We start from the raw sequence: 26,416 nt of genomic DNA, 5'->3' as shown, positions 1-26,416 counted from the left end.
TCAGGCCTGATCCTGGCCGGCCCGCTCCACTTCCCTGCCGGCCAGCAGCGCTTCGAACGCCTCGCCAGGCATGGGCCGGTAGAAATGATAGCCCTGGAACAACCGACAGCCGCGCTCCCGCAGGAACTCGTGCTGGGCCTCGTTCTCCACCCCTTCCGCCACCACGTCGATGCCGAGATGCTGGGCCATGGCCAGTACCGTCGCCACGATGGCGGCATCGCTACCATCGGTATCGAGGTTGCTGACGAAACTGCGGTCGATCTTGAGCTCGTCCAGCGGCAGCGACTTGAGATAGGAGAGCGACGAGAAACCGGTACCGAAATCGTCCAGGGCCAGATGCACCCCCAGGCGTTTGAGCGCCTGCATGCGCTCCACGGCATCCTCCAGCCCATCGATCATGATGCTCTCGGTCAGTTCGACGACGAGCCGCGCCGGGTCGATACCATGGGTACCGGTCGCCCAGGTGAGCCCTTCGACGAAACCGGGCTGGGTGAAGTGACGCACGCTGATGTTGACCGACAGTCGCGGCAGGACCTCGACCGGCAAGCGTGACAGCAACCCGCAACAGCGATCCAGCATCCAGGTCTCGAGTTCGACGATCAGGTCGGTCTCCTCGGCAATGGCGATGAACACTTCGGGCGAGACCCAGCCATGGCGCGGATGCTGCCAGCGCATCAACGCCTCGCCGCCGATGACCCTGCCGTGTTCGTCGAGTTGGGGCTGGAAGGCGATGCTGAGCTGGTTCTCCGCCAAGGCCCGACGCAGCGCCTGTTCCATTTCCAGTCGCCAGCTCATCTGGGTCTGCATGGAGGGCTCGTAGCCACAGATCTGTGCCCGCCCCTTCAGCTTGGCCTGGTACATGGCGGTGTCGGCGTGACGCAGCACGTCGCCCACGTCCTCATCGCCCAGGGGAAACAGGGTATAGCCGATACTCGGCGTCACGCTGATGCGCTGCCCGCCCAGGTCGTAGGCCCGGCGCAGGATCGAGAGCAGCCGCTCGGCACGGTGCTCGGCACGCTTGATTTCGGCTTCGCGATCGGCGCTCAGGGCCGGCATCATCACGACGAACTCGTCGCCGCTGAGCCGCGCCGCCACGGCATCCGTATCGAGACTCAGCAGCAGGCGCTTGCTGACCTGACGCAGCAGCTCGTCACCCACCGCGTGCCCCAGGGTATCGTTGATGATCTTGAAACGGTCCAGGTCGAGGAACATCACCAGGCCGACGCGCCCGTCGTCGCGGCGGTCGCGAATGGTAGAGGCCAGCGTCTCGATCAGCAGGCGTCGATTGGGCAATTCGGTGAGCGGATCGTAGTAGGCCTGGCGATGGATGGTCTCCTCCGCCAGCTTGCGCTCGGTGAAGTCCTCGATGACCGCCACCCCCCCCACCACCTCGCCCGACTCGTTGCGCAGGGCACTGTAGAAGGCGCGCAAAGGCGTCTGCTTGCCGCTGACCACGGTACGGTAGGTGCCTTCGAAGTAGCCGGTACCGTTCTCCAGGGCATCGCGTATCGCACCGGTCACGCGCTCGTCGTTCAACTGCGTCAGCAGGTTCATGCCCAGCAAGCGCTGCCGGCTGGTGCCGAGGATGTCGAGGCACATCTCGTTGCAGTCGACCACCCGCCCCTCACGGTCGAAGTGCAGCACGCCCAGCGGCGTATGGCGGAAGATGGCGCGGTAACGTGCCTCGCTGACGCGCAGTTGCCGCTCGCGTGAAGAGACGATCAGGCGCAGGGCGATGTTGTCGGAAATGGTGCGATGCAGGCGACGATTGATGATGAGCACCAGCCCCAGAAACAGCACGATCATGGCAGCCAGCAGCAGAGCGAGGGAGGTGTTCTGCAGCAACAGCTGAGCCAGCAGCGGCAGCATGGTGGGCAGAACGAACAGCGGTGCCATCCACGCCACTGGGGAGAGCGTGGTGACCCCGCCGGCGGCAATACCCGTCAGCACGATCGCCAGCGCCGCCAACTGACCATGATGCTCCATGGTGAACATCGTCAGGCCGGCCACGCCCCACAGCCCCCCGGCGATGCCGGTGCCCCAGGCGAAGCGATACAGCCAGCGCCGCTGGCGACGCCGTTTTGCCGGTTGACGATGGTAGTACCAGGCCAGCCACAAACGCCCGCCCGACACGGCGACCAGCGCACCGAGCCAGCCCACCAGGTAGCCCTGCGGCATGATCGGCCACATCGCGCCTACCAGCAGACAAGCCGCCAGGACGCTGGCCAATATCGGCTGCCACAGCCGCTCGTAGAGCAGGCGTACCTGCTCGTGGGCCAGCTGACGGCGGCGGGAAACGTCCGTTGGCGGTGCCGCGTCGTGGTCGCTTTGCTCATCCTGAAGGGGGAAGGACATGCAGGGGTCCGAATCTGTTGTCGTTTCGCTGCTCTATCTTTACTCGATAGCGCACAGTTTGGCGAGGCAGCCTCTCAACGCAATTCGGTCACCATTGATTTCCCCCAGCGACTCGACGCAGCCTGCATGGCCTAGGGCCAGGCGTAAACGCCTCGGTTCAATGCATCGCGGATCGCCGAGATCACCTTGGCTCCCCTCAAGGTGGCTCCGCTATAGCCATCGATGTCATCCACAACCCGCTCCGGCTGGTAAAGCGCGAAGATTCGCGTGATCGGTTCACCTTCGAAGCGCTCGGCAATCTGACGGTATTGCAGCATGACCGGATACCGCTCGTCGCTCTCCTCGAGGGCCAGATAATCCACGCCCCGATAGGACAGATGACGATATTCCAGCGAATGTATCCGCCCCTCTCGCAGGTCGAAGGTAACGTTGACCTGAATGCTGCCCCGGTCGGTGAAGACCCCGCGATAATGGCCATCCAGCGGCAAGCCCAGCATGGCACGAGCCAGACGCTCGTCCTCGGCTGGTGGAAGGCTCGCCTGTGCGGTGCCGGTGTCGCTGCGGAAATCGGTTGCCACAGGCGCTGTCGCGCTTGTCTCGACCGGCTCGCCCTCTTCATCGACCAGGCGTCCGATCAGGTAACGCTCCAACCGCTCTTGGGCGCGGGGGCTATGGGGCACACCGGGACGCTTGTTGTCCCAGCCTTCGGAGGCCTCCCGGCCGCACCATTCAAGAATGACCTCTTCATCGGTGGGGTGGTCGGGTACATATCCGGTAATGTCGTAGACCCGGCCGTGGATGGCCTTCCAACAGCTGTCGGCACTGTCATGCTCGGCCAATTGTTCCAACGTTATCGGTTCGAGGTTTTCACCCCCGGTCGTGTCATGCTCGCTACTAGAGAGCGCGGATATCGAAACCAAGGTGGCGAGACTGGCCACGAAGGCAATGAAGGCGGAATAGGCGATCTTGTTCATAGGAAGTCGAAGACCTCGCTGTGAATACGTGAGGCGGGGACCCCTTGCCCGGCCAGCAGCCGTTGCAGGTGGGCAATCATGCCCGGTGGCCCGCAGAGATAGATTTCCCGCGCAACGAAATCGGGACAGTGTTCACGCAGAAAGGCCTCGGTAAGCGGCCCATGGTCACGGTAGTAGTGTTGCGTATAGGCGAACTCCTCGACCCGCTCGGCGATCTTGCAGAAGTCGTCATGGTAGTAGGCGCGATCCGGGCTATTGGCCAGGTAGAACAGATGGACGTGCCCCTCGAGGTCAGCTCCGGCGGCAAAACCGCGGGCGCCGCCGACGAAGGGAGTGATGCCGATGCCGCCGCCCAGCCAGAGCATGTCGCGTGCCGGAAAACGGCGTCCGAAGAATTCCCCATAGGGCCCTTCGATCAGTACCCGTGTCTCCGTCGTCACCGTCTGCAGGGCGTGGCTGGCATCGCCCAGATCCTTGATGCCGATACGCAGTCGAGTATCCGAAGGCGCCGAGGCGATAGTATAGGGATGCTCCTCGCCACGCCCGGCGGCAAGCCGCTCATCCAGTGGGGTGAGATAGACGAACTGTCCTACCTCGTGGCGAATACCATCTCCCTCGGGGCGCAGCACCAGTTCCACCACGCCGCGGGCCAGCGGAACCACGTCCTCGATCCGGTAGGGATGCCGCCGGTGCGGCGCCACTCCCTTGCGCCAGGCGATGGCTCCCAGCCCAGCGATACCGAGCAGCCACCACGGCCAGGCCTCCCCGGCCAGCAGCAGTGCGTGGCAAAGGCCAAGCAGCAACGCCATCGCCGAGACCAGGTGAAGGTGCTTCCAACGCTGATAATGGGGTTTGCCAAAGAAGCCGAAGGTGGGCGCCAGGAACACGACCAACGCCACCCAGGCCAGCCAGCCAAACCATATCGCCCCTTGGCTCAGCGGTGGGAACAGGGTGGCCACCGCAACGGCAAAGGATACCGGCACTGCCGCCAGCCCCAGCGCCAAAACGTGCACCATGACCATGATGAAAGCGGTGAAGCCGAGCCAGTGATGCAGGCGCCAGAGCCGGGTCAGGCCCCCGAAGGGCCGGTCGAAGCCGGGCACGCGCAGGCTCACCCCCGCCGCGAGCAGCATCAGGGTCAAACCGAGAATGCCGCTGGCTCGACCCAGCCAGTTCAGCCAAGCCTCCGCCACACTTCCGGGCAATCCCAGTCGTGGCAGCGCCACCGCCAGCGGCAGCATGACCAACGCGACCAGAAGGAGATCGCCACGGTGGCGCGGTAAGGGCATCGTCACTTTCCTCCAGGGAGGCCTCATATCTGATTGTTGCCGTTATCCTGTCTGGTGCAATGACACGCTCGGATCCGCCACCGCTGGCTTGATGCAGATCAGTTATCCGTAGCGCATTAAGGGTGCCGGCATGTCATGAAACCGCCTTTATTCGTTCATGCCGATGCAACATGGCGCTACCAAGATCGAGCTTCGTCGATCTCTATATCCCGCACGAGGCCACTCATGAAGCAGTCGTATACGCCCGGACACGTTGATCCGATCCTCGCCGCCGGCGACGAACCGGCGAGCAACGCATCGCGCAATGCATACTTCGGCGACGTCCTGGAGTCACGCATGAGCCGCCGCACGCTGCTGCGCGGCAGCCTGGCTGTCGCGGTAGCCAGCGCCATGGCGACCAGCCTGCCCTTCGGCCGCGCCCTGGCCGCCGGCTCTGTCGCCCCGGCCCCGAGCATCGGCTTCAAGGCGGTTCCGGTCAGCGCCGCCGACAGCGTGGTGGTGCCGGAAGGCTACCGGGTACAGACCTTCATTCCCTGGGGCACACCGATCAGCGGCAACATGCCGGCCTCTTCCCTGGAAGCTGGCGGCGAGGACCAGGCCCACCAGGTGGGCAGCCATCACGACGGCATGCACTTCTTCCCGATCGAGGGCAGTTCCCGCGACGGCCTGCTGGTGCTCAACCACGAATACGTCGAGCCGCGTTTCATGCATGCCGCCGCCCAGGGCCTGGCGCTCGATTCCGAGGGCTTCCCGCAGCACGAGGACGGCACCCGCGACGCCGACCAGGTGCTCAAGGAACTCAACGCCCACGGTGTCTCCATCGTGCGCATTCAAGAAGGCGACGACGCTCAGTGGCAAGTGGTCGTGGACGAACGCAACCGGCGCATCACCGGCCTGACCCCGATGCGCCTGGCCGGCCCCGTGGCCGGTACCGAGCACGTGGTAACGAAGTACAGCCCCGACGGCAGCATGACCCGCGGCACGCTGAACAACTGTAGCCATGGCGTCACGCCATGGAATACCTATCTCGCCGCCGAAGAGAACTGGTCGGGCTACTTCGCCAACGAGGATACCGAGATCGACCGGCGCCAGGCCCGCTTCGGCATCCAGACGCGCAGCGAGGGGCGCTATCAATGGCATCGTGCCGAAGGCGGCGCCGACGAGTTCGTACGCTTCGACGCCACCTCCCGCGGTGCCTCGCCCCGCGAGGACTATCGCAACGAGCCCCACACCTTCGGCTACATGACGGAGATCGACCCTTACGATCCCGAGAGCACGCCGGTCAAACGTACTCATTTGGGCCGCTTCGCCCATGAGGGCGTGATCTTCGCCCCCGCCGTGGAGGGCCAACCGGTGGTCTGCTACTCCGGTGATGACGCCCGCTTCGAGTACATCTACAAGTTCGTCTCGGCCCGCCCCTACCAGGCCGCCAGCGCCGACGGCTCGCTGCTCGACGAAGGCACGCTGTACGTAGCCAGGTTCAACGACGACGGCAGCGGCGAATGGCTGGCGCTGGCCCCGGGGGAGAACGGCCTGACGCCGGAGAATGGCTTCGCCGACCTGGCCGACATCCTGGTCAACACCCGCAGTGCCGCCGACCAGGTCGGGGCCACCAAGATGGACCGCCCCGAGTGGGGCGCCGTCGATCCCGCCACCGGCCAGGTCTACTTCACCCTGACCAACAACACCCGCCGCAACGAGGAGCAACTCGACGCGGCCAACCCTCGCGCCGAAAATCACTTCGGCCATATCATCCGCTGGCAGGAGGACGGTACCCATGCTGCGGAGCGCTTTCAGTGGGATATCTTCCTGCTGGCGGGCGACCAGGAGAGCGGCCGCGACATGAACGGCGAGCCCCTCGACCCGGACGCCATCCTGGCATCGCCGGATGGCCTATGGATCGATCCGGACCGCCGTGTGTGGATCCAGACCGATATCAGCGAGTCGGCGGTCAATACTGGCGTCTACGCACCGTTCGGCAACAACCAGATGCTCGTCGCCAATCCGGAAACCGGCGAGCTCAAGCGCTTCCTCACCGGGCCCGTGGGTCAGGAGATCACCGGTGTCGTCACCACACCGGACCAGCGCACCATGTTCGTCAACGTACAGCATCCCGGCGCCAACACCTCGGCCGCGGATTTCGCCGAAGGCCGGCTGACGAGCCACTGGCCGGAGGGCGGCAGTGCCATTCCGCACTCGGCCACTCTGGTCATCACGCGGGAAGACGGCGGCATCATCGGTACCTAGGGCAAATACCTGCGCGAGCGAATCAGGCGCAGAAAAAAAGCGGGCCCCGTCATGGCGGGGCCCGCTGCGTTAACTTGCGGTCTACCTGCTCAGTTGCCCTGTCGGAGCTCGGCCTCGAAGCTGAAGCGGGGCTCCGGCGCCTCGGGCAGCAGCCCGGCGCAGGCACGCACCTTTTCTAACAGTGCGCCGTGGCTTTCCGCCAGCAGATTGACGTGAGCCAGCTTGCGTCCCGGCCGCTCGCTCTTGTCGTAACGATGAAGGTGGGCGTCGCCGATCGCCAGTATCGCGGCCGGATCGCCCTCCTGGCCGATCACGTTGACCATGCAGGTCGGCATGCGCGCCGAGGTATCGCCCAGCGGCAGGCCCTGGATGGCGCGCAGGTGGTTCTCGAACTGGCTGGTCACGGCGCCGTCCATGGTCCAGTGACCCGAGTTGTGCACCCGTGGCGCCATCTCGTTGGCCAGCAGCTTGCCGTCGCGGGTCTGGAACAGCTCGAGGGTCAGCACACCGACATAGTCGAGCTCGTCGAGCAGGGCGCGAATGTAGCCATCAGCGGTCTGTTGCACCGCCTCGTCGAGATCCGGCATCGGCGCCAGCGAGTAACGCAGGATGCCGTCGACGTGCAGATTCTCGGCCATGGGATAGAAGACCACCTCACCTTCACGCCCACGCACGGCGATGATCGACACCTCGCGCACGAAGTCGACGAAAGCCTCGACGATCAGCCGGGGGTGGTTGATGCTGCGCCAGGCCTCGGCGGCCTCGCTGGGGTCGCGCAGCACCGCCTGGCCCTTGCCGTCGTAGCCCTCGGTGACCGACTTGGCCACCACCGGGCAACCGAGTTCGCGGGCTGCGGCCTCGAGCTCGTCGGCATGCTCCACCAGCCGGTAGGCCGGCGTGGGGATGCCCAGGCGATCGAACAGCGCCTTCTCCTCGGCGCGGTTCTGGCAGACGCGAATCGCCTCGCTCGAAGGATAGACCGGCTTGACCTCCTCGATGGCCTGGACCAGCGCCACGGGCAGGTGCTCGAACTCGTAGGTGACCAGGTCGACCTTGGCCAGGAACGCCTCGAGGTGCTTCTGGTCGGTGTCGATCATCACCTCGCCGATTCCCGCACTGGGATGCCCGGTGGTATCGAGGAAGGTAAAGCGGTTGGCCAGCGGATAGCCGGCCAGGGCCAGCATGCGGCCGAGCTGGCCGGCACCGAGCACGCCGATGTTCATGTCGTTTTCTCCTCTCGCTGGCTCATTCGGCTCTCGCTCATTCGGCGGTTCATTCTGTCGGGGGACGTGGGTCGGGGTTGTCGAGCACCGTCTGGGTCTGCTCGGCACGGAAGGCCTCGACGGCGGCGCGCACCTTGTCGTCCTGCAGGCCGACGATCTGCGCCGCCAGCAGGCCGGCGTTGGTCGCCCCCGCCTTGCCGATGGCCAGCGTGCCCACGGCGATACCTCCCGGCATCTGCACGATGGAGAGCAGCGAATCGAGCCCCTTGAGCGCCTTGGATTCCACCGGTACGCCGAGCACCGGCAACGCCGTTTGCGACGCCACCATGCCGGGTAGGTGGGCAGCCCCCCCGGCGCCGGCAACGATCACCTGCAGGCCGCGTCCGGCAGCAGACTTGGCATAGTCGAACAACAGGTCCGGCGTGCGGTGGGCCGAGACCACGCGCGTCTCGTGGGCCACTCCCAGGCGTTCGAGCATCGCCACCGCGTGTTCCATGACCGGCCAGTCGGACTTCGACCCCATGATCACGCCGACGCGCGGCTGCTGGTTGGAGGACTGCATGTACGGCTCCCGTAGTGACGCTGGAAAGGCGGCGCGAAAGACACGACGCGCAAATTGAAGGGCAAGTATTCTAACGGCGCCCGCAGGCGCCGTCATCTTGACCAACAGGACAGACCGCCGCTCCCGAAGGCGCGGCGGCCGAGTCAGGCCGAACCGGTACCGGTGGCGCCGATCTCGCGTCGGCTGGCCAGCCAGTTGGCGCCGAGCGCCACGATCATCACCGCCACGCCGGCCGCTTCCACCATCAGATTGGGGTAGAACACCGCCACGATAGCGGCCGAGATGGCGATGCGCGGCAGCCACGACATGCGCGTGAAGAGATACCCCTCCAGCGCCGCGGCGAAGGCGCACAGCGCCAGTATCGCAATCACGGCGTTCCAGGCCACGACCAGCACCGGGCCACCCATGATGAGCTCGGGGTTGTAGACCATGAACACGGGGATCAGATAGAGCCCCTTGGCGAACTTCCACGCCTGGATGCCCGTTTCCATCGGCTTGCTGCCGGCGATCGCCGCCCCGGCGAAGCCGGCCAGGGCAATCGGTGGCGTGACGTTGGAGTCCTGCGAATACCAGAACACCACCAGGTGGGCGATCAGCAGCGGCACGCCGAACTCGTTGGACAGCGCCGGCCCCACCAGCACGATCAGTACGATATAGCTGGCGGTGACCGGCAACCCCATGCCCAGCACCAGGCTGGCCAGCAGTACCATCACCAGGGCCAGCAGCAGGTTGCCGCCCGAGAAGGCCATCATCATCGAGGAGAACTTGAGCCCCAGCCCGGTCAGTCCGACCACACCGACGATGATCCCGGCCACGGCACAGGCCATGGAGACGGCCACGGCGTTGCGCGCGCCGAGCTCGAGGCCCTCGACCAGCTTGACCAGGCCGGCCCAGACCACGTCGCGAATGCTTGCCAGCGTTACCTTCTGCCCCTGGCGCGGGGCGATGAACAGGAACCAGAAGGCATAGCGCAGCACCGCCACCGCAACCATGGTCACCACCGCATAGAAGCCCACGCGCATCGGCGACATGCTCATCACCAGCAGCCACACCAGTACCGCCAGCGGCAGCAGGAAGTGCCAGCCGTCGCGCATCACGTCGCGCATCTGCGGCAGCTCGCTTTTGGCCATGCCCTGCATGCCCTGCTTGAGCGCGATGATGTGCACGAACAGGTAAACCGTGGCGAAGTACATGATCGCCGGCAGAATGCTGACCTTGACCACGTCCAGGTAGGGCGTGTTGGTGTACTCGGCGATCAGGAAGGCCCCCGCCCCCATCAACGGTGGCATGATCTGGCCCCCGGTGGAAGCAGCCGCCTCGATGCCGCCGGCCTGGTGCGGCTTGTAGCCCAACCGTTTCATCAGCGGGATGGTGAAGGCGCCGGTGGTCACCACGTTGGCAATGGCGCTACCCGAGATCGAGCCCATCCCCGCCGAGGCGAGCACGGCCGCCTTGGCCGGGCCGCCGCGCTGGCGACCGGTGGCGGCGTAGGCCAGGTCGATGAAGAACTTGCCGGCGCCGGTGCTCTCGAGGAAGGCGCCGAACAGCACGAAGATGAAGATGTAGGTGGCCGCCACGCCCAGCGGCAGGCCGAAGATACCCTCCTGCCCCAGGTAGAGCTGGCCGGCCACGCGGTCCAGGCCATAGCCGCGGTGGCTCATGATGCCGGGCATCCAGTCGGCAAGCCAAGGCAGCTCGCCACGCGGCCCGGCAAAGGCGTAAGCGATGGCCAGCGCACCGATCACGGTCATGCCCAGGCCCACCGCGCGCCGGCTCGCCTCCAGCACCGTCAAGGTGGCGATGATGGCGACGCGGATGTCGGTCTCGCTCCAGAAGCCGGCACGGCTGACGATCTCGTCAAGATAGAGGACCAGGTAGCCACCGGTGATCAGAGCGCCACACAGGAAGGCGATGTCGATCGCCCAGCCGACCAGGCCGCGTTTGCGATTGGGGCCGAAGACGGGAAACATGAGGAAGGCCAGCACCATGATCAGCATCAGGTGGATGCCACGCTGGTAGAACAGGCCCAGCGGCTGGATACCCGCCGAATAGAGCTGGAACAGGGACAGCCCCACCGCCACGATGGTGATCAGCCACAACACCATGCGCGGCTGAATGGCATTGCCCCCGGGCATCATCACGGGCGGGCTGTTGGATTCGTTCATCGGTCTCCTCGTCAGACGTCGTCAGGCTTGCCGGGATCTTCAGGCGGGTAGAGCTGTAGGGTGACACGCTCACCGGCGGCCAGCTCACTCAGGCTGACCCTGTGTTCGTCCCCTTCGGCCTGCCAAAGCAGGCGATGGTCGACGGCTGGTGAACCGACCCGCAATGTATAGCGGTCTCCAGGCACGGGCTCGTCGATGTTCTCGATCCAGTAGCCGCCCTGCCCGTCGGAAACCTGTATACCGCGCCCCGGGGTATGCCCCAGGCCGGCGGCAAAATCGGGCTGATGGCTGCGCTCCAGCACCATCCGCCCTTGGTGATAGCGATAGCAGTCGAGCACCGGGAACTTCTTGACCGAGTGGTTCCAGCCCAGGCACCAGCGCATGCCCGGCTCGAGAGGCACCTCGACCAGGGTTTCGCCCACCGCATCCAGAACGGCCAGCTTCGCCCCGCCGATAGCGCCGTCCGCCAAGGCGCCCAGACTGAACCACGCGGCGAAGCTTCCTGCCAACCAGCGTTGCAGCCAACCATTATACGGCCGGCAACACGACGACAGGGCGGGCGTCCTCGCCCACCCTGCCATGCGCTTCCTTGCCCGGCTCGACAGTGATGCGGCGCTCATGCGCCGCATCCCTTGTCGCGACTGCGTGTCACGGACGCAGCTTGTCGGGAATCTCGGCATCGACCTCTTCGTAGTAGCGGATCGCCCCCGGATGCAGCGGCACCGGCGTGGAGCCCATGGTGAACTCGATGGTGGTGTCGTTGGCCGCAGGGTGTACCGCAATCAGGTCGTCGATGCGTTCGAAGAGCAGCTTGGTCAGGTTGTAGGCCAGCTCCTCGTCCATGTCGGCGTTCACCACCAGAACGTTGGGGATGCTGATGGTCTGCACCGGCTCGTCCATGCCGTCGTACATGCCGGCCTTGAGCTCGTAGGCGGCGAAGACGGGCTCCTGCTCCTGGGCGTTGGCGATCTCCTCGTCCGACAGACTGATCAGGCGAATGTCGCGGGTGGCAGCCAGGTTGAGGATCGAGCTGGTGGGCGGCCCGACGCTCCAGAAGCCGGCATCGATGTCGCCGTCGCGGATGGCGTCGGCAGTCTCGTTGAAGTTGAGACGCTGCGGCGTGATGTCGTCGTAGGTGATGCCGTTGGCTTCCAGCAGCGCGCGGGCGTTGAGCTCGGTGCCGCTACCGGGGGCACCGACGGAAACGCGCTTGCCTTTCAGGTCCTCCAGTGACTCGATATCGGAATCCGCCAGCACCACCAGTTGCACGGCGTTGGGATAGACCGACGCCAGCGCCCGGGTGTTTTCGATCTGACGGCCCTCGAAATCGCCGGCGCCTTCATACGCCTGCTGGGCGGTATCGGCCAGCACCAGAGCCAGGTCGGCGTCGCCGCGCATGATCAGGCCCATGTTCTCGACCGAAGCGCCGGTCACCTCGGCACTCGCCTCGTAGCCTTCGAGATGGTCGTTGATGATCTCGGCGAAGCCGCCGCCGATCGGATAGTAGACACCGCCAGTACCGCCGGTCGCGATGGAGAGCTGTTGGGCGCTCGCCAGCGGGGCTACGGCTAGCAGCGAGGCGGCTGCAGCATATTTGAGAGCTCGCATGGATTTCCTCCGTCCTGAAACCGGATCGTTTATGGTTGTTCCTGGGAACGTACCGGGCAAAGCCGGCCGCTTACCTGAAAAAACTAGCATGACCCTGCACAAAGGGGCTAATCATCCGTTTCTACGTTCTTGTAAATTTTCGGCAATCCCGCCGAGTCCGGCTCAATCCGGCCTGCCGGGCAGCGGCTTTCGCGGCACCTCGAAAAAGTCGCGAAACGGTACTGGCAAAAATGGCGAAATGCCCCCATGATGTGGTTGTCGCAATCGCCCACTGGAGCATCATGAGTACGGCACGACATACCATCAGCGCGGAATACCTCGACCCCCCGCGAAGATGCCCTGACCTAGACGTCAGGGACCTGGAAAAGCGCACGCGTCTGATGCGCATCGTCACAAGGCTGATCGCCGTATCCGATCTCGGATGCCGCGAGATCGCAAGCAGGGCCGGGCTGCCGGCGCAAAAGATCAGCGATCTCCTGGCCGGCCGCCTCGAACACCTCTCTCTCGATGAGCTACGGCTCGTCTACCACAGCATCGATCCGGACGGCGCGCTCAACTACTAGCCGACGCCGGCGATGACATGCCGATATGGCGGAATACGAAACGCCTCGCCACTGTGCGAGGCGTTTTTTATCGCCGCGTCATGCCCCTGCCGATTGGTTAGCAGGGGCCGGCACCTGAGTCGTCACTGCTCGCGCTGCTCGTGCTCTTCCGCCGCCTTGAGGGCCTCGACTTCCGTCTCGTGCTCGGAGACCACGATCTCATTGCCGGGATCCGTCTCGTCGATCACATGCCAGCCGGTGACCGGCAGGTTGATGTCCTCGGCATCGCGGATCGGCTCGATTCGGGCTTGCTTGGGTCCGCTCTTGGGCATGTTGCCTCCTTGCCGTTGCCTTCGACTATTGGAATGACGCCTTTGCGCCGTGCATCCTCACCCTAGCCAAGACCCCGGACATTGCCAAACGCGCCGCGGCCCCGTCATTCGGCCAGGTCGGTGACGGCGCCGGTACTGGCCGAACTCACGGTGCGCGCGTACTTGGCCAGTACGCCGCGGGTATAGCGCGGCGCGGGGCGGCGCCACGCGGCACGCCGACGTATCAACTCTTCGTCGGTGAGCTGTACTTCAAGGGTGTCGGCCTCGGCGTCGATGGTGATGACGTCGCCATCCTGCACCAGAGCCAGCGGCCCGCCGTCGAAGGCTTCGGGCGAAACATGCCCGACCACGAAGCCATGGCTGCCGCCGGAGAAACGGCCGTCGGTGATCAGCGCCACGTCGCTGCCGAGCCCGCGCCCCATGATCGCCGAGGTGGGCGTGAGCATCTCGCGCATACCGGGCCCACCCCGCGGCCCCTCATAGCGAATCACCACGACGTCGCCGGCCACCACGCTGCCATCGTTGATGTGCACCTGAGCTTCCTCCTCGGAGCCGAATACCCGAGCGGTGCCGGTGAACCGGGTGCCCTCCTTGCCGGTGATCTTGGCCACCGCGCCTTCGGGTGCCAGGTTGCCGTAGAGGATGCGCAGGTGACTCTCGCGCTTGATAGGAGCTTCCAACGGCGCGATGATCGTCTGCCCGTCTGGATACGACTCGACCCCGGCCAGGTTCTCGGCCAGCGTCCTGCCAGTGACCGTCAGGCAATCGCCGTGCAAGAGACCTGCGTCGAGCAGCATCTTCATCAGCGGCTGGATGCCGCCGATCGCCACCAGCTCGCTCATCATGTAGCGCCCGCTGGGGCGCAGGTCGGCGAGCACCGGTACCCTGCGACCGATCTCGGTGAAGTCGGCGAGCGAAAGCGGTACGTCCACGGTGCTGGCCATGGCGATCAGGTGCAGCACCGCGTTGGTCGAGCCGCCCAGGGCGATGACCACGGTGATGGCATTCTCGAAGGCCTCACGGGTCATGATGTCGCTGGGCTTGATGTCGCGCGCAAGCAGCTCGAGCACCGCTGCCCCCGCCGCCTCGCAGTCGGCGCGCTTGGCCTGCGACACGGCCTCCTGGGCCGAGCTGCCCGGCAGGCTCATGCCCAGCGCCTCGATGGCCGAGGCCATGGTGTTGGCGGTGTACATACCACCGCAGGAGCCGGGCCCGGGAATTGCCGTCTCCTCGATCTGCTTGAGTTCGATCAGGTCCATGTCGCCGCGCGAGTGGGCACCCATGGCCTCGAACACCGAGACGATGTCGGTATGCCCTGCCCCCGGCTGGATGGTGCCACCGTAGACGAACACGCTTGGCCGGTTCAGCCGCGCCAGGCCCATCATGCAGCCCGGCATGTTCTTGTCGCAGCCGCCGATGGCCACCAGGCCGTCGAAGCCCTCGCAGCCGGCCACGGTCTCGATGGAATCGGCGATCACTTCGCGCGAGACCAGCGAATACTTCATGCCCTCGGTGCCGTTGGCGATGCCGTCGGAAATCGTGATGGTGTTGAAAATGACGCCCTTGCCGCCGGCCGAATCGGCCCCGTCGCGAGCACGCTCGGCGAGCTCGTGAATATGGCTGTTGCAGGGCGTGACCATGCTCCAGGTGGAGGCGATACCCACTTGGGGCTTGGTGAAGTCCTCATCGTGGAAGCCCACCGCGCGCAGCATGGCGCGGCTGGCCGACTTGCCGACGCCATCCACCACCGGGGCGGAATGGCGGCGGCGCGGGTCCGAGGTGTCACTCATGGGGCGGTCTCCGTTTCGATCGGGTGATCTACTGAGGGTGGCCGCCCGAGGCCGAGCTGGCAAATGTCCCGCTATCCACCGAGGCCACGCCGACGTGGCCTCGCAAGACAGCAGCGATGCCTCAGCGACCCGGGTAGGGATCCGCTCCGGCCAGCTCGCGCTTCATCATGCGGTCGCTGTAGGCGATGCCATAGCGCTTCCTCGACCAGGCATAGAGCGCCAGGCCGATCAGCATCCAGCCGGCGAACATCAACCACTCGACCGGTGCCAGCGCGGAGGGGCTGCCGGGCATGTACAGGGCGATGAGAGCGAGAGAGAGCAGGATCGACAGGCTGCCCACCAGCTTGCCGTGGCGCACCCGGAACGGGCGCGGCATCTCCGGCTCGCGACGCCGCAGCACCACGAAGGAGATCGCCACGAACAGGTAGGCGATGACGATGCCGAGACCGCCGGCCACGACCAGCCAGACCAGGGCCGGGCGGCCGAAGAACGGCGCGATCGAGGAGAGAATACCCATCACCAGGATAGCGTTGGTGGGGGTGCGGTGCTTGGGGTGCAGCTTGGCCAGCCAGGCCGGCAGCATGCCGGAATGGGCCAGCGCGTAGATCGCCCGCGAGCCACCCACGTAGAAAGCGTTCCAACTGGTGACGATGCCGGCGATACCGGCCAGGATCATCAACTTGCCCGCCCATGGCGCCTGGAAGACGGCCTGCATGGCATCCGGTACGGCCAGGGAGCTGGTAGCCAGCTGGTCGGGATTCAGCATCAAGGCGGTGCCGAGGATGATGAACGAATACCAGAACACCGCCATGATCACCGAGATCATCAACACTCGACCAATCTCGCGAAACGGCAGGTTGATCTCCTCGGCTGCCTGGGGGATGACATCGAATCCCACGAACATGAAGGGCACCATGATGATCACCAGCATGATGCCCCCTACGACGCCCTCTTCGACAGAGAACAGCGGCTCCATGGTCGCGGTATTGCCCTGAAAGAGCGCCCCGGTGATGAACATGATACCCACCACCAGGATCAGCAGGGTCACCAGCTTCTGCAGCAGTGCCGCGGTGCGGATGCCCACGTAGTTCACCCACATCATCAGTACCGAGCCGGCCACACCGACGGCCACCCAGGTCGCCTGCACGTCCCAGTCGGCGACGGTCCACAAATGCCCCACGGCATAGTTGGGGAAGAGATGCTCGACGACGGTGGGTAGCGCCACGGCCTCGAAGGCCACCACGCTGACGTAGCCCAGGGTGATCGCCCAGGTGCACAGGAAGGAGGCGAAGTGACCCAAGGCACGATAACTGTAGACATGCTCGCCGCCTACCTGGGGCATGGCGGAAGCGAGTTCGGCATAGGTGAGGCCTACCAGCACGATGATCAGCCCACCGATCAGAAAGGCCGTGATCGCACCCAAGCTCCCGGCGGACTGGATCCAACTGCCGGTCAGCACGATCCAGCCCCAGCCGATCATGGCGCCGAAGGCCAGCGCCAACACATCCTTGCGGGCCAGCACGCGAGCCAGCTGCCCCGGCGCTGTCGTGGAGTCCTGTGTCATACCATCCTCACGATTGTCGTTGTTGAGTGTGTTAAATATTTACCTCATCTTTATCAAAATAATCAACACAAGAAATCTTAGGTCGCAAGGATCTTCTAGCAGCATAGACCTGCCATGGCCGACTCACAGCGTGCGGACGCGCTCGTGAGGTACCGCACTGGCCACGGCCAGGCTCACCAGCGTCGAGGCCGCCAACGCGCCGAGAAAAGGCGGCAGTGTGGGAATGCTGCCCGGGAAGCTCGCCGCCAGCACACCGGCCACCAGGCTACCCTGGGCCAACCAGCCCGGCAGGATCGCGCCGAGCAGGCCCGCCACGCCCCCGGCTACCGCGGCCAGCGGCGTCATGCGCCGCCACAGCCCGAGCAGCACCGGCACCACGATGGCAGCGCACAGCAGGTCGGCAATCAGGAACAGCCGCAGTACCGAGAGCCCCTGCAGCGCCACGACCACCACCGGCACCATCAGTGCCACGGTGGCCAACCGGGCCGCACCGATGGAGAGCCCGCGCCTGCCGGAGCCCGCCACTACCAGCGAGGCGATGCCGTTCTGCAGCGTATCGACGCTGGAGGCTACCAGCGTAACCGCCAGCACCAGCGCCGGCAGCGCCAGCCAGCCCGGTGCTTCGCCCAGAAGCGCAAAGAAGGGAATCGGCGGCTCGCCAAGGGCCACGCCACTCATCGCCGCCAGCATACCGAGCCCGCCCACCAGGGCCACCACCGCCACGGTAGTCGCACCGCCCAGCCAGGCACCACGGTTGAGGGCATGGTCGTCACGCGCCGCCCATACCCGCTGCCAGTAGCCCTGGTGGAACAGGTTGGCGGCCGTGACCGCAATGATCAGCGTCAGCGCCACGCCCAACGCACTGCCCACGGGGATCGGCGGCAGCGCCGCCTCGATGGGCATCTCGGGCAGGCGCACAAGCGCAACCCCACCGACCACCAGCAGCAGGGCGATCAGCAGCCACGCCTGCCAGCGGTCGGTGGCCAGGCTCGCTCGCAGGCCGCCGACGGCGGTGTAGAGCAGCGTGGTGAGGGCCACGCCGACCACTACCAGCGCCGGGGGCACGTCGGAAAGCAGAGCGGTGATCGCGCCGATGGCGGTCAACTCTGCAGCCAGGAAGCAGGCCATGTAGAGGATCGAGACCAGCGACACCCAGCGCCGCACGCCGGCGCCATAACACGCCTCGGCGAACTCGCCGATGCTGCGGCCCTCGGGCAGGTGGCGGCGGATGGCCGGGCCGTAGAGCCCCAGCACGATGAACGGCAGCGCCGAGCCGATGGCGTAACCCGCCAGCGCCACGGGGCCGACGAAGGCGCCGATCTCCGGCGGCGCGAAGAGAATCCACGCGCCCATCCCCGAGGCCAGGAACGAAAGCCCCAGGGTCGAAGCCGACTGGGAATTGCGCGCGGTCACGTAGTCGTCGAGGGGGCCATCGGCCCGGCGGGCACGCAGGCCCAGAAAAGCAAAGCACAAAAGCGCCGCGCCGAGCACGGCTGACGTCAGGTAGGGCATGTCGCACTTCCTCCGCCGGTATGAACCGGATCAGGTTCCAGGGTCAGCGCCGTGCGCTCTCTCAGCCTCGCCGCAGCGAGACTCCCCTGGCGACAGGTGAATGAATTGTCGTTTCAGGCCTCAAGCCAGCCACCTTCGGGCCGATATGACCTGGAGCCCCTGGAATGATATAACAACGACAAAACCAGAACACTTCTCCCCCGCAGGGACCTACCATGTCATTCAGCGAAGCCAAGGAACACGCCCCCGGGCACCTTCACCAGATCTTTGCCGACCCCTATTCCGCGTTCGATAACCTGGCCATCGAGCGCCAATTGCACCTGCGGGTCGCCCTGCAGGCGCTGGTCTGCGAGCCCATGGCAAGCGGCCGCCTGACGCTGCGGGTCATCCATGGCTGGGAAAATGGCGGCTTCGAGCCTGCCGACCTGGCGCATGGCGACTACCGCATCGCATCGCTCGATGACCTGGCCCGGGTCAGCGCTGAGCATCAGCAAGCCATCGACAATGCCGCCCCGCTGCCGCGCAACAATGCTTCGCTGCTGGCCAAGCCGCTGGCCGACGCCATCGCCGCCGCCGAGGCCAAGGGGCCGTTGCTGGACGAGGAGACACGCACCATCCCTGCACGCTGGCCTGCCTTCGACCAAGGCCTCACGCTCTACACCTTCTTCAAGGTCTATCACCGCCTGACCTACGGCGAGGACGACGCCTACCGCTCCATCCACTGCCGGACACCCGAAGGCCCCCGCGAAATCCACGAATTCCACCTCGAAGAAGGCGAATTCGCCGTGATCCGCCCCACCGACGACGCCCTCGGCGACAGCGTGCTAGCACTGCACGTCAGCCAGCTGGAACCGGTGCGGATGCTGTTGGAAGCCTGCCGCGCCTGAACGGAACCAGAATCACACACCCAGTCACTTCTTCTCCCGCGGCACCCTTCCCATCAGGTAGAACTCCGGGTTGGGCGGGGTGCCGGTGAGGGTGACGAGGCGGTTGGAGAGGCCGAAGAAGGCGGTGATGGCGCCGATGTCCCAGATGTCGTCGTGGGTGAAGCCGACCTCGGTGAGTCGTGCGTGCCATTCGTCGGTGAGTTCGCCCACTTCCAGGCCGCAGTACAGGGCAAAGTCGAGCATTACCCGGTGGCGCTCGCTGATCGGCGCGGTGCGGTGGTTGATGGCCACCTGGTCGGCCAGCAACGGGTCCTTGCTGTAGATGCGCACCAGCGCGCCGTGGGCCACCACGCAGTAGAGGCAGCGGTTGCGGGCGCTGGTGGCGACCACGATCATCTCCTTCTCGGCCTTGGTCAGCGTGTCGGACTCCCGCTCCATCAGGGCATCGTGGTAGGCGAAGAAGGCGCGGAACTCATCGGGGCGGTGTGCCAGCATCAGGAATACGTTGGGCACGAAGCCGGCCTTCTCCTGCACGGCCAGGATGGCCTCACGAACATCCTCCGGCAGGTCGTCGATCGATTCGGGTACGGGGAAGCGGCTGAGCGGGGCTGACATGACGTTCTCCTGGATATTGTCGCTCTTGTCACGTCACAGTTAACGTCAACGTCAAGACGCTGTCCATGCAACCTCCGTCATGTCTCAGGCAGCAGGGAACAGGTGACCACTCGGTTGCGATCGCCCGCCTTGGCTTCGTACATGGCCTTGTCGGCAAGATGATAGAGAGACTGGACATCGCGCACTGCCTCGCATCCCTGGCAGGCCACCAGACCGAAGGAAGCCGTGATCACTCCATACCGAGACGCCTCATGCGGTATTCCCAGCCCCTGGAGGGCCTCTCGATACCGCTCCAGCAACTGCTTGCCAGCCTTGAGGGAGTCGACCTCGAGCAGCAAGCCGAACTCCTCCCCGCCCAGGCGGAACAGCCGGTCGCCGGCACGCCGGAAGTGGTCCTGAAGTAGCGTTGCCACCCGCATCAACACCTGGTCGCCAGCCTGGTGGCCATAAGTGTCGTTGTAGGGTTTGAAGTCATCGATATCCATGACCGCGAACAGCAAGGGCTGCCCGTTGCGTCGCCGCCGCTGCAGCTCCTGGTCCACCAGCTCCTGGAACTGACGGCGGTTCAACAAACCGGTCAGCGGATCGGTGCGCGACAGGATCGTAAGCTGCCGGTTGGCCCTTTCCAATTCGCGAGTTCGCTGCTGCACCTGGTCTTCCAGGCGCTCGTTGAGGGAGCGCTGCAGCTCGATGGTGGCGCGCTCGGCAACGAGTTTCTCGTTCTTGAACTGGTTGATCTTCCAGGCCAACCCCAGGGAGAGCAGCAGGAACTCGATTCCCGAACCGACCTGGACGGCATACTCGGTGACGATGTTGTACGGCAGAATGCCGGCCACTCGCAGGAAGTACAGCGCTACGCCCACCAGCAGCACGCCCCACGCCACCAGATAGATCCTGGCCAGCGTGTCGCCGCGCAGGCTGCGCCAGACCGCCACACCGAGCAACAGGCAGGAGAGCACGATGGCGGCAGGAATCATCAGACGAAACACCGGAGCGTAATGGCCCAGTAGCGCCGGTAGCGAACTCAGCAGACACAGGCCGGCCACCGCGAAAAGTACCCGGGTCGCCCACGGGGCGTGCTGGCGCAGGCTCAAGAAACTATCGCTGAAGACAGCAAGCAAGAAGGCGAAGATACCGATGTTGATCGGCACCATCTGATTGTTGAATGTCGGTAGTGTTGGCCACCAGTACTGGAACGCAAAGCCTCGAGCCGTGAACATCAGAATGAAGAAGGACCCAAGGTAAGCCACATAGAGCAGCAAGGAGCGCTCACGGGTGGAAATGTAAAGCAGCAGATTGTAGATCAGCAGGGCCATCAACGCGCCGAAGTAGAGGCTGAAGGCCATCAGTTCGCGCTGGGCCTTGGCCAGGAAGCTGGCATCGTTCATGAGGTAGAGGGGCGTGGCGTCATACAGCCCGTCGTGGGTGTCCAGCCGCAGGAAGATCTCTCGCGACTCGCCGGGCGGAATATAGACCGGCAGCACGAAGGTGCGGTGGGCAATCGGGCGGGAATCGAAGTTACGGCGATTGCCGGTCTGCCATTGGCTGACGATCTCGCCCTGCTCGTCCACCACGTAGCCGTCGAGATAGTCGTGCAGCGGCATGGCCAGCTCAAGCAGCCGGCGCACTTCGTCGTTGGAGCCGTTCTCGACCCGCAGCCGTAGCCACCAGGCAGAACCGGAGAAGCTGAAGTTGAGGGTCTCCTGCCTCGACGCCTGCCACGCCAGCGCATCCCCCCGATTCATCAGCTGCTCGATGTCGTATTGGCGTCCGGCATCCTCCAGCAACTCGACGTGCGGCCCCAGATTGCGCTCCTCGCTGAGAGTGCCAACCTCGATGGCCTGGGCGTTGAGCGAGACGAGACACAGCAAAGCCAGCAGCCAAGGGGGAAACCCGAGCACCGTTACAGGGAGGGAAGGCATATAGCAAGATACCTTGTCACTTTGTCTCCGGAGTCAGGTTCCGATATCCAAGGTCACTCTAGCATCTTGATGTAAATAACTGTGAACGCCTGTAAACGCAAGCACCCCCGCCGGCAACGGCGGGGGTGCGTCTTGCGGCCTGTGTCGGTTCAGCCCAACGAAATGGTGCTGTTGATGCCGCTGGAGACGTTCTCGGGCTCGAACCAGCGTGCGGTCACGGTCTTGGTCTGGGTCCAGAACTGGATTGCCTGCTTGCCGTTGGGGCCCAGGTCGCCCAGCTTGGAGCCACGCGAACCGGTGAAGCTGAAGTAGGCTACCGGCACCGGGATCGGCACGTTGATGCCCACCTGGCCGACGTCGATGTCGCTCTCGAAGCGGCGCGCCACCCAGCCGGAGTTGGTGAAGATCGAGGTGCCGTTGCCGTTGGGGTTGGCGTTGATGAAGGCGATCGCTTCATCCAGCGTATCGACGCTCACCACGCACAGCACCGGGCCGAAGATCTCCTCGCGGTAGATGGTCATCTCCGGCTTGACGTCGGCGAACACCGTGGCGCCGACGAAATTGCCGTCCGGGTAGCCTTCCACCTGATAGCCGCGGCCGTCGACCAGCAGCCTGGCGCCCTCCTTCTCGCCGACGTCGATCAGGCGCTCCACGCGCTCCTTGGCGGCAGGCGAAACCAGCGGGCCGAGGTCGGCGTCGCGCTGGGTGCCCGGGCCCACCTTCATGTTGCGTGCGCCCTCGACGATGTCGTCGAGCCACTTATTGGCTTCGCCCACCAGCACCACCACCGAGTTGGCCATGCAGCGCTGGCCGGCGGCACCGAAGGCGGAGCCCAGCAGGTTGTTGATGGCCTGGCTGCGGTTGGCGTCGGGCATCACCACGCAGTGGTTCTTGGCGCCCATCATCGACTGCACGCGTTTGCCAGCCTCGGAGGCACGGCGGTAGATGTGCGTGCCGACATGGGTGGAGCCGATGAAGGAGAGCGCCTTGATGTCGGGATGGTCGCAGATCTGGTTGGCCACGTCGGGGCCGCCGTGCACCACATTGAGTACGCCGGCCGGCACGCCGGCCTCGTGGGCCAGCTCGACCAGGCGCATGGTGGAGCTCGGGTCCTGCTCGGAGGGCTTGAGCACGAAGGTATTGCCGCTGGCGATGGCCAGCGGGAACATGAAGCACGGCAGCATGATCGGGAAGTTGAAGGCGGTGATGCCAGCACCCACGCCCAGCGGCTGGTTGAGGGTGTAGACGTCGACCTCGTTGGCGGCGTTCTCGGCCAGCTCGCCCAACTGCAGCGAGGTGATCGAGCAGGCATGCTCCACCACTTCCAGACCACGCCCCACTTCGCCGGCGGCGTCGGGCAGGGTCTTGCCGTGCTCTTCGGTGATCAGCGCAGCGAGTTCCTCAGTGTGCTCGCGGATCAGTGCCTGCAGCGTGAGCATGATACGCATGCGCTTGGACAGCGGCGTCTTGCGCCAGGTCTTGAACGCCTCCTTGGCGCTGGCCACGGCGCGGTCGACCTCCTCGGCGGTGCAGAACGGCACCCGCGCCACCACTTCCTGGGTGGCCGGGTTGACGACGTCGCGCCACTCCTGGCTCTGAGACGGGACGGCCTGGCCGTCGATGTACATGGAAATTTCGCGAACGGACATGGCGGGTATTCTCCTGTCGTGCTTGTCGTCGTTATAAGGCTGAGTCGGGCTTAGACTTTATGTGTAGATTTACACGAACCTTGATGAATTCGAGTCTATAGAGAGGCCCACAGGCATGACAATGCGTACTTCTTCACAAGATTTGTGCAAGAATGCACAACCAGCCTCGCTTATAGAGTGGCCCCATGCTCGACTGGCAGGACATCCAGATCTTTCTCGAAGTGGCACGCAGCCAGCGGCTCACCGATGCCGCCCGGCGCCTGGGCCTGGACCACTCCACCCTGTCGCGGCGCACCCGCCGCTTCGAGCAGAAACTCAATACCCAACTCTTCGAGCGTAGCACCCACGGCTACCACCTGACCGAAGCCGGCCAGCAACTGTTGGCCCACGCCGAGGAGATGGCCCGCCACGCCTTCGAAGCGGGTGAGAACCTCTCCGACCAGAATCGCCAGCTCGGCGGCCAGATCCGCCTGGGCGTGACCGAGGGATTCGGCACCTGGGTCATCGCCCCGCTGCTCTCGGCTTTCTGCGAGCGTCATCCCGGCATAACCCTGGATCTGCTGGCTCTGCCCCGGGTGGTCAACCTGAGCCGCCACGAGGCGGATCTCGCCATCACCGTGGAGCGCCCTGCGAGCCAGGGGCTGGTCATCTCGCGGCTGTGCGATTACCGGCTAAGGCTCTACGGCAGCCAGAGATACTTTCAGCGCCACGGCCGCCCTGCCAAACTTTCCGACCTAGGGCAACACCGACTGATCGGCTACGTCGACGACCTGATCTTCAGCGAACAGTTGAGCTATCTCGACCCGCTGCTCGACCCCGCGGTGGTCGGTACGGCGCCGCACTTCTCGATTCGCAGCACCAGCGTGACCACCCAGCACGCCGCCACCCTGCAGGGGGCCGGGCTCGCCGTACTGCCCTGCTTCATGGCCGAAACCGGCGACCGGCTCGAGAGCGTGCTGAATGGCGAGGTGGAGATCGTGCGCCAGTTCTGGATCACCGCGCGCCAGGAGCAGCGCCGCCTGGCACGGGTGCGGCTACTATGGGACTTTCTGCGCGAGGCGCTGGAGCTCAATCGTGCTCTGTTGATGGGCGAGGCGGACAGATTAACGCTCCCCACCTCTCTCGGTTGATTCCGCCGCGTTACTGCCAGTCGGGGTCGATATGCGGCCTTCAGAGGCATCGCCGTCGTGCACGACGACCTTGTCGCGCCCTTGCTTCTTGGCGTCGTAACTTGCGGCATCGGCCCGCGCCAGAATCGAATCGAGATTTTCATCCCCTTCATTGAACGCGGTGAGGCCGATGCTCGCCGTCACGAAGTACTCGTTGCCTTCATGGCTGACGCTGACTTGGCTAATGGCAACGCGCAGTGACTCGGCAATTGTCACGGCCTGGCTGAGCGTGCAGCTCGGCAGCAGCAGGCCGAACTCATCTCCCCCTTGCCTGGCGACATGGTCGCTGCGCCGCACCTCCCATACCAGTACCTGCGCCACGCGGCGCAGCAGCTCATCGCCAAGCGCGTGCCCACCCTCGTCATTTACCGGTTTAAAGCGATCCAGATCGAAGAGAATCACTGCAGAAGGCGTGCCGAGTTTGGTGAAATCAGCCATCGCGTCTTCGAGACGCCGTTGATAACCTCGGCGGTTGAGCAGGCCTGTAAGCGGGTCATGTTCGGCCTCCCAGCGTTGCAAGGCTTCTTGGTGTTGCCGCTCGGTGATGTCCTTGATCGTGCCCACGATACCCAGCGAATCGCCGTCCCCCTGCACCCGACTGGCATGGATTTCGACCCATAGCAAAGCGCCCTTGCCATCTCTCATCCGAAGTTGGCGCAGGAACTCCTTTCCCAGGTTCATGGCATGCCGCCACATGTCGTGAGCATCCTCGCGATCATTCTCATGAATGAGCTGCCAAAGATCATTTGTCGAGGCATCGGCCCGAAGCCCCAACATTGCCGAAAGGGCCGGGTTGAGGTAGATGAGGTCGCCTTTTTGATCGGCAACGAACATACCGACTGGGGTCGAGCCGAGTACGGCATCCAGAAAGGCCTCTCGGTTCTTCGAGTGCTGCAAGGCCTTCTTGCGCTCCTGCTCCAGTCCGTTGAAGGCACGGGAGATTTGTGTCAGCTCCCTCAGGCTGGTCGAGAGCTCCAACTGGTGCCGAGCACCGGAGCCGATCTCTCCTATCTGCCGTTCGAGCCGATGAAGCGGCTTGAGCTGGTGCCCAACCAGCCAGCGAATGACGACCAGCAGCACCAGTGCAGCCACCAGCCAGGTCCACCAAAGCCGCTCCAGGAAGCCCTCAAAGGGCACCAGCATCGACTCGCGCGGCATTGTCATGGCCACCACCCAGCCTGCTTCCCACACCTGGCGGTAGCCCACCAGCACGGCCTCGCCATCCAACTCATGGAGTGTCTCGCCCTGCCACCCGTCCAAGGCGAGCTGAAAATCCGGAGGGTCGAGGCGCTGCAAGGATCCGACGAATCGGCTTATGGACCCAGGCACGAACAGTGGCTCGCCGTCGGTGGTGAAGATGGCTACGTGGCCACTATGCTCAAAGGTCAGCGAGGATATGCTGTTGAAAAACTGGCCATGGGCGAAGTTCAGGAGCCCACCGACGACTCCATCGAATTCCCCTTGGTCATTCAGGCGAGGCACCAGTAGCATCACCAAGGGCTGGTGGCTGGTCCGACCAAAGAAGGGACGGCTGACATAAGGCCAGGGGGAATTGCTCACCATATCGAAGTATTCAGTGTCGGATATGTCGAAGCCAACGCGCCCCGGCACCTCGGGCAGATCGGCGATAAGCTCGCCATCGGCATTGCTGACGATGATGCCTTCGAAATAGGCCAGCAGGCTGGGATTATGCTGTAGAAGAAGCGAGGCCTCCTCGCCCGGGACACCGGCAAGTTGCGAAGAGAGTCTCTCCAGTGCGGTAAAGCGTAAATTCAGGCGATCGCGTAATTCACGACTCAATATTTCCGCCTGATACCCCAGGTGAGACAGGTTGGCTTCGTGCAGCAATCTCTGACCACTGCCCCAGGCAACGAACAATAGCAGCCCGACGATGACAAGCCAGGTCATGACCAACCCAACCAGCAAGCGCTTCTGCAACGTATTCAGGCGACGCCATGGCGCGCCGCGAGTCGTACCTTGTGGCAAGCTGCCCTCTCTTCGATACATGATT

The 26,416-nt window shown here is 64.6% G+C and carries 21 protein-coding genes and 1 riboswitch; of the genes, 5 read left to right on the top strand and 16 right to left on the bottom strand.

Translation table 11 applies throughout. The annotated features are described in order from the left end of the window. From ACRWQA_RS03995 to ACRWQA_RS03985, 3 genes are all read right to left on the bottom strand, one after another. The gene (locus ACRWQA_RS03995; RefSeq protein WP_434229329.1) at nt 1–2,355 is read right to left on the bottom strand and encodes a putative bifunctional diguanylate cyclase/phosphodiesterase; all 2,355 of its coding nucleotides are present in this window, start codon (nt 2,353–2,355) and stop codon (nt 1–3) included. Between the two features lie 131 nt (nt 2,356–2,486). Next, complete coding sequence (locus ACRWQA_RS03990; protein ID WP_434229328.1) at nt 2,487–3,329, bottom strand: cytochrome b5 domain-containing protein; 843 nt, start codon at nt 3,327–3,329, stop codon at nt 2,487–2,489. Next, nucleotides 3,326–4,618, bottom strand: a complete 1,293-nt coding sequence (locus ACRWQA_RS03985; protein ID WP_434229327.1) for a ferredoxin reductase family protein — start codon at nt 4,616–4,618, stop codon at nt 3,326–3,328. Before ACRWQA_RS03985 ends, ACRWQA_RS03990 begins: the two co-directional genes overlap by 4 nt. 225 nt (nt 4,619–4,843) lie before the next feature. Between ACRWQA_RS03985 and ACRWQA_RS03980 the strand changes: the two genes are divergently transcribed. Next, nucleotides 4,844–6,865, top strand: coding sequence for a PhoX family protein (locus ACRWQA_RS03980; RefSeq protein WP_434229326.1), 2,022 nt, complete (start codon nt 4,844–4,846; stop codon nt 6,863–6,865). 89 nt (nt 6,866–6,954) lie between these two features. Here ACRWQA_RS03980 and ACRWQA_RS03975 read toward each other — a convergent pair whose 3' ends face one another. The 5 genes from ACRWQA_RS03975 to ACRWQA_RS03955 all read right to left on the bottom strand — a co-directional run bounded on the left by ACRWQA_RS03975 (nt 6,955) and on the right by ACRWQA_RS03955 (nt 12,423). After that, a complete protein-coding gene (locus ACRWQA_RS03975) occupies nt 6,955–8,088 on the bottom strand; it encodes a 5-(carboxyamino)imidazole ribonucleotide synthase (protein WP_263581077.1) in 1,134 nt (377 codons plus the stop codon). A gap of 49 nt (nt 8,089–8,137) precedes the next feature. Beyond that, a complete protein-coding gene (gene purE / locus ACRWQA_RS03970; protein ID WP_197566323.1) occupies nt 8,138–8,650 on the bottom strand; it encodes a 5-(carboxyamino)imidazole ribonucleotide mutase in 513 nt (170 codons plus the stop codon). Between the two features lie 143 nt (nt 8,651–8,793). Continuing rightward, nucleotides 8,794–10,815, bottom strand: coding sequence for a TRAP transporter permease (locus ACRWQA_RS03965; RefSeq protein ID WP_263581078.1), 2,022 nt, complete (start codon nt 10,813–10,815; stop codon nt 8,794–8,796). Between the two features lie 11 nt (nt 10,816–10,826). Then, entirely contained in the window at nt 10,827–11,435 is a 609-nt protein-coding gene (locus ACRWQA_RS03960) for a DUF1850 domain-containing protein (protein WP_434230353.1), read from the bottom strand. 28 nt (nt 11,436–11,463) lie between these two features. Continuing rightward, nucleotides 11,464–12,423, bottom strand: coding sequence for a TAXI family TRAP transporter solute-binding subunit (locus tag ACRWQA_RS03955; protein WP_434230352.1), 960 nt, complete (start codon nt 12,421–12,423; stop codon nt 11,464–11,466). Here ACRWQA_RS03955 and ACRWQA_RS03950 point away from each other — a divergent pair. Both ACRWQA_RS03950 and ACRWQA_RS03945 read left to right on the top strand, forming a co-directional pair. After that, complete coding sequence (locus ACRWQA_RS03950; RefSeq protein WP_263581081.1) at nt 12,422–12,673, top strand: hypothetical protein; 252 nt, start codon at nt 12,422–12,424, stop codon at nt 12,671–12,673. The genes ACRWQA_RS03955 and ACRWQA_RS03950 overlap by 2 nt on opposite strands. Nucleotides 12,674–12,704: 31 nt before the next feature. After that, nucleotides 12,705–12,986, top strand: a complete 282-nt coding sequence (locus ACRWQA_RS03945) for an XRE family transcriptional regulator (RefSeq protein WP_263581082.1) — start codon at nt 12,705–12,707, stop codon at nt 12,984–12,986. A gap of 122 nt (nt 12,987–13,108) precedes the next feature. Here ACRWQA_RS03945 and ACRWQA_RS03940 read toward each other — a convergent pair whose 3' ends face one another. From ACRWQA_RS03940 to ACRWQA_RS03925, 4 genes are all read right to left on the bottom strand, one after another. Next, the gene (locus tag ACRWQA_RS03940) at nt 13,109–13,297 is read right to left on the bottom strand and encodes a hypothetical protein (protein WP_263581083.1); all 189 of its coding nucleotides are present in this window, start codon (nt 13,295–13,297) and stop codon (nt 13,109–13,111) included. 104 nt (nt 13,298–13,401) lie between these two features. Continuing rightward, nucleotides 13,402–15,087 (bottom strand): dihydroxy-acid dehydratase, encoded by a 1,686-nt coding sequence (ilvD, locus tag ACRWQA_RS03935; protein WP_434230349.1) that lies wholly within the window; start codon nt 15,085–15,087, stop codon nt 13,402–13,404. A 121-nt stretch (nt 15,088–15,208) separates the two neighbouring features. Next, nucleotides 15,209–16,651, bottom strand: coding sequence for an APC family permease (locus ACRWQA_RS03930; protein WP_263581085.1), 1,443 nt, complete (start codon nt 16,649–16,651; stop codon nt 15,209–15,211). A 123-nt stretch (nt 16,652–16,774) separates the two neighbouring features. Next, on the bottom strand, nt 16,775–18,163 hold the full coding sequence (locus tag ACRWQA_RS03925; RefSeq protein ID WP_434230346.1) for a sodium:solute symporter family transporter: 1,389 nt from the start codon (nt 18,161–18,163) through the stop codon (nt 16,775–16,777). After that, nucleotides 18,153–18,261, bottom strand: a riboswitch (TPP riboswitch). (Overlaps the previous gene by 11 nt.) A gap of 117 nt (nt 18,262–18,378) precedes the next feature. On the opposite strand from ACRWQA_RS03925, the gene ACRWQA_RS03920 reads away from it, so the two are divergent. Then, nucleotides 18,379–19,050 carry a hypothetical protein gene (locus ACRWQA_RS03920; RefSeq protein WP_434230344.1) on the top strand — a complete coding sequence of 224 codons (672 nt, stop codon included), beginning with the start codon at nt 18,379–18,381 and terminating at the stop codon, nt 19,048–19,050. A gap of 24 nt (nt 19,051–19,074) precedes the next feature. Here ACRWQA_RS03920 and ACRWQA_RS03915 read toward each other — a convergent pair whose 3' ends face one another. From ACRWQA_RS03915 to ACRWQA_RS03905, 3 genes are all read right to left on the bottom strand, one after another. After that, entirely contained in the window at nt 19,075–19,665 is a 591-nt protein-coding gene (locus ACRWQA_RS03915; RefSeq protein WP_434230342.1) for a peroxidase-related enzyme, read from the bottom strand. A 77-nt stretch (nt 19,666–19,742) separates the two neighbouring features. Further along, nucleotides 19,743–21,587 (bottom strand): sensor domain-containing diguanylate cyclase, encoded by a 1,845-nt coding sequence (locus ACRWQA_RS03910; RefSeq protein WP_263581089.1) that lies wholly within the window; start codon nt 21,585–21,587, stop codon nt 19,743–19,745. A 149-nt stretch (nt 21,588–21,736) separates the two neighbouring features. Continuing rightward, entirely contained in the window at nt 21,737–23,236 is a 1,500-nt protein-coding gene (locus ACRWQA_RS03905) for a CoA-acylating methylmalonate-semialdehyde dehydrogenase (RefSeq protein WP_434230340.1), read from the bottom strand. 185 nt (nt 23,237–23,421) lie between these two features. On the opposite strand from ACRWQA_RS03905, the gene ACRWQA_RS03900 reads away from it, so the two are divergent. After that, nucleotides 23,422–24,366 carry a LysR family transcriptional regulator gene (locus ACRWQA_RS03900; protein ID WP_434230337.1) on the top strand — a complete coding sequence of 315 codons (945 nt, stop codon included), beginning with the start codon at nt 23,422–23,424 and terminating at the stop codon, nt 24,364–24,366. On the opposite strand, the gene ACRWQA_RS03895 is transcribed toward ACRWQA_RS03900, so the two are convergent. Next, on the bottom strand, nt 24,340–26,391 hold the full coding sequence (locus tag ACRWQA_RS03895; RefSeq protein WP_263581092.1) for a sensor domain-containing diguanylate cyclase: 2,052 nt from the start codon (nt 26,389–26,391) through the stop codon (nt 24,340–24,342). The genes ACRWQA_RS03900 and ACRWQA_RS03895 overlap by 27 nt on opposite strands. Between the last annotated feature and the right edge of the window lie 25 nt (nt 26,392–26,416).

The sequence above is a fragment of the Billgrantia sp. C5P2 genome, assembly GCF_051062895.2.
The sequence above is the reverse complement of the archived record's forward strand: the minus strand, read 5'-3'. Positions and strand labels throughout refer to the sequence as shown.

Bases quoted from the DNA above. Each gene is read 5' to 3' on its own strand.
- ACRWQA_RS03995 (WP_434229329.1), bottom strand. From the start codon at position 2,355: ATGTCCTTCCCCCTTCAGGATGAGCAAAGCGACCACGACGCGGCACCG.
- ACRWQA_RS03990 (WP_434229328.1), bottom strand. From the start codon at position 3,329: ATGAACAAGATCGCCTATTCCGCCTTCATTGCCTTCGTGGCCAGTCTC.
- ACRWQA_RS03985 (WP_434229327.1), bottom strand. From the start codon at position 4,618: ATGCCCTTACCGCGCCACCGTGGCGATCTCCTTCTGGTCGCGTTGGTC.
- ACRWQA_RS03980 (WP_434229326.1), top strand. From the start codon at position 4,844: ATGAAGCAGTCGTATACGCCCGGACACGTTGATCCGATCCTCGCCGCC.
- ACRWQA_RS03975 (WP_263581077.1), bottom strand. From the start codon at position 8,088: ATGAACATCGGCGTGCTCGGTGCCGGCCAGCTCGGCCGCATGCTGGCC.
- purE (WP_197566323.1), bottom strand. From the start codon at position 8,650: ATGCAGTCCTCCAACCAGCAGCCGCGCGTCGGCGTGATCATGGGGTCG.
- ACRWQA_RS03965 (WP_263581078.1), bottom strand. From the start codon at position 10,815: ATGAACGAATCCAACAGCCCGCCCGTGATGATGCCCGGGGGCAATGCC.
- ACRWQA_RS03960 (WP_434230353.1), bottom strand. From the start codon at position 11,435: ATGAGCGCCGCATCACTGTCGAGCCGGGCAAGGAAGCGCATGGCAGGG.
- ACRWQA_RS03950 (WP_263581081.1), top strand. From the start codon at position 12,422: ATGGATTTCCTCCGTCCTGAAACCGGATCGTTTATGGTTGTTCCTGGG.
- ACRWQA_RS03955 (WP_434230352.1), bottom strand. From the start codon at position 12,423: ATGCGAGCTCTCAAATATGCTGCAGCCGCCTCGCTGCTAGCCGTAGCC.
- ACRWQA_RS03945 (WP_263581082.1), top strand. From the start codon at position 12,705: ATGAGTACGGCACGACATACCATCAGCGCGGAATACCTCGACCCCCCG.
- ACRWQA_RS03940 (WP_263581083.1), bottom strand. From the start codon at position 13,297: ATGCCCAAGAGCGGACCCAAGCAAGCCCGAATCGAGCCGATCCGCGAT.
- ilvD (WP_434230349.1), bottom strand. From the start codon at position 15,087: ATGAGTGACACCTCGGACCCGCGCCGCCGCCATTCCGCCCCGGTGGTG.
- ACRWQA_RS03930 (WP_263581085.1), bottom strand. From the start codon at position 16,651: ATGACACAGGACTCCACGACAGCGCCGGGGCAGCTGGCTCGCGTGCTG.
- ACRWQA_RS03925 (WP_434230346.1), bottom strand. From the start codon at position 18,163: ATGCCCTACCTGACGTCAGCCGTGCTCGGCGCGGCGCTTTTGTGCTTT.
- ACRWQA_RS03920 (WP_434230344.1), top strand. From the start codon at position 18,379: ATGTCATTCAGCGAAGCCAAGGAACACGCCCCCGGGCACCTTCACCAG.
- ACRWQA_RS03915 (WP_434230342.1), bottom strand. From the start codon at position 19,665: ATGTCAGCCCCGCTCAGCCGCTTCCCCGTACCCGAATCGATCGACGAC.
- ACRWQA_RS03910 (WP_263581089.1), bottom strand. From the start codon at position 21,587: ATGCCTTCCCTCCCTGTAACGGTGCTCGGGTTTCCCCCTTGGCTGCTG.
- ACRWQA_RS03905 (WP_434230340.1), bottom strand. From the start codon at position 23,236: ATGTCCGTTCGCGAAATTTCCATGTACATCGACGGCCAGGCCGTCCCG.
- ACRWQA_RS03900 (WP_434230337.1), top strand. From the start codon at position 23,422: ATGCTCGACTGGCAGGACATCCAGATCTTTCTCGAAGTGGCACGCAGC.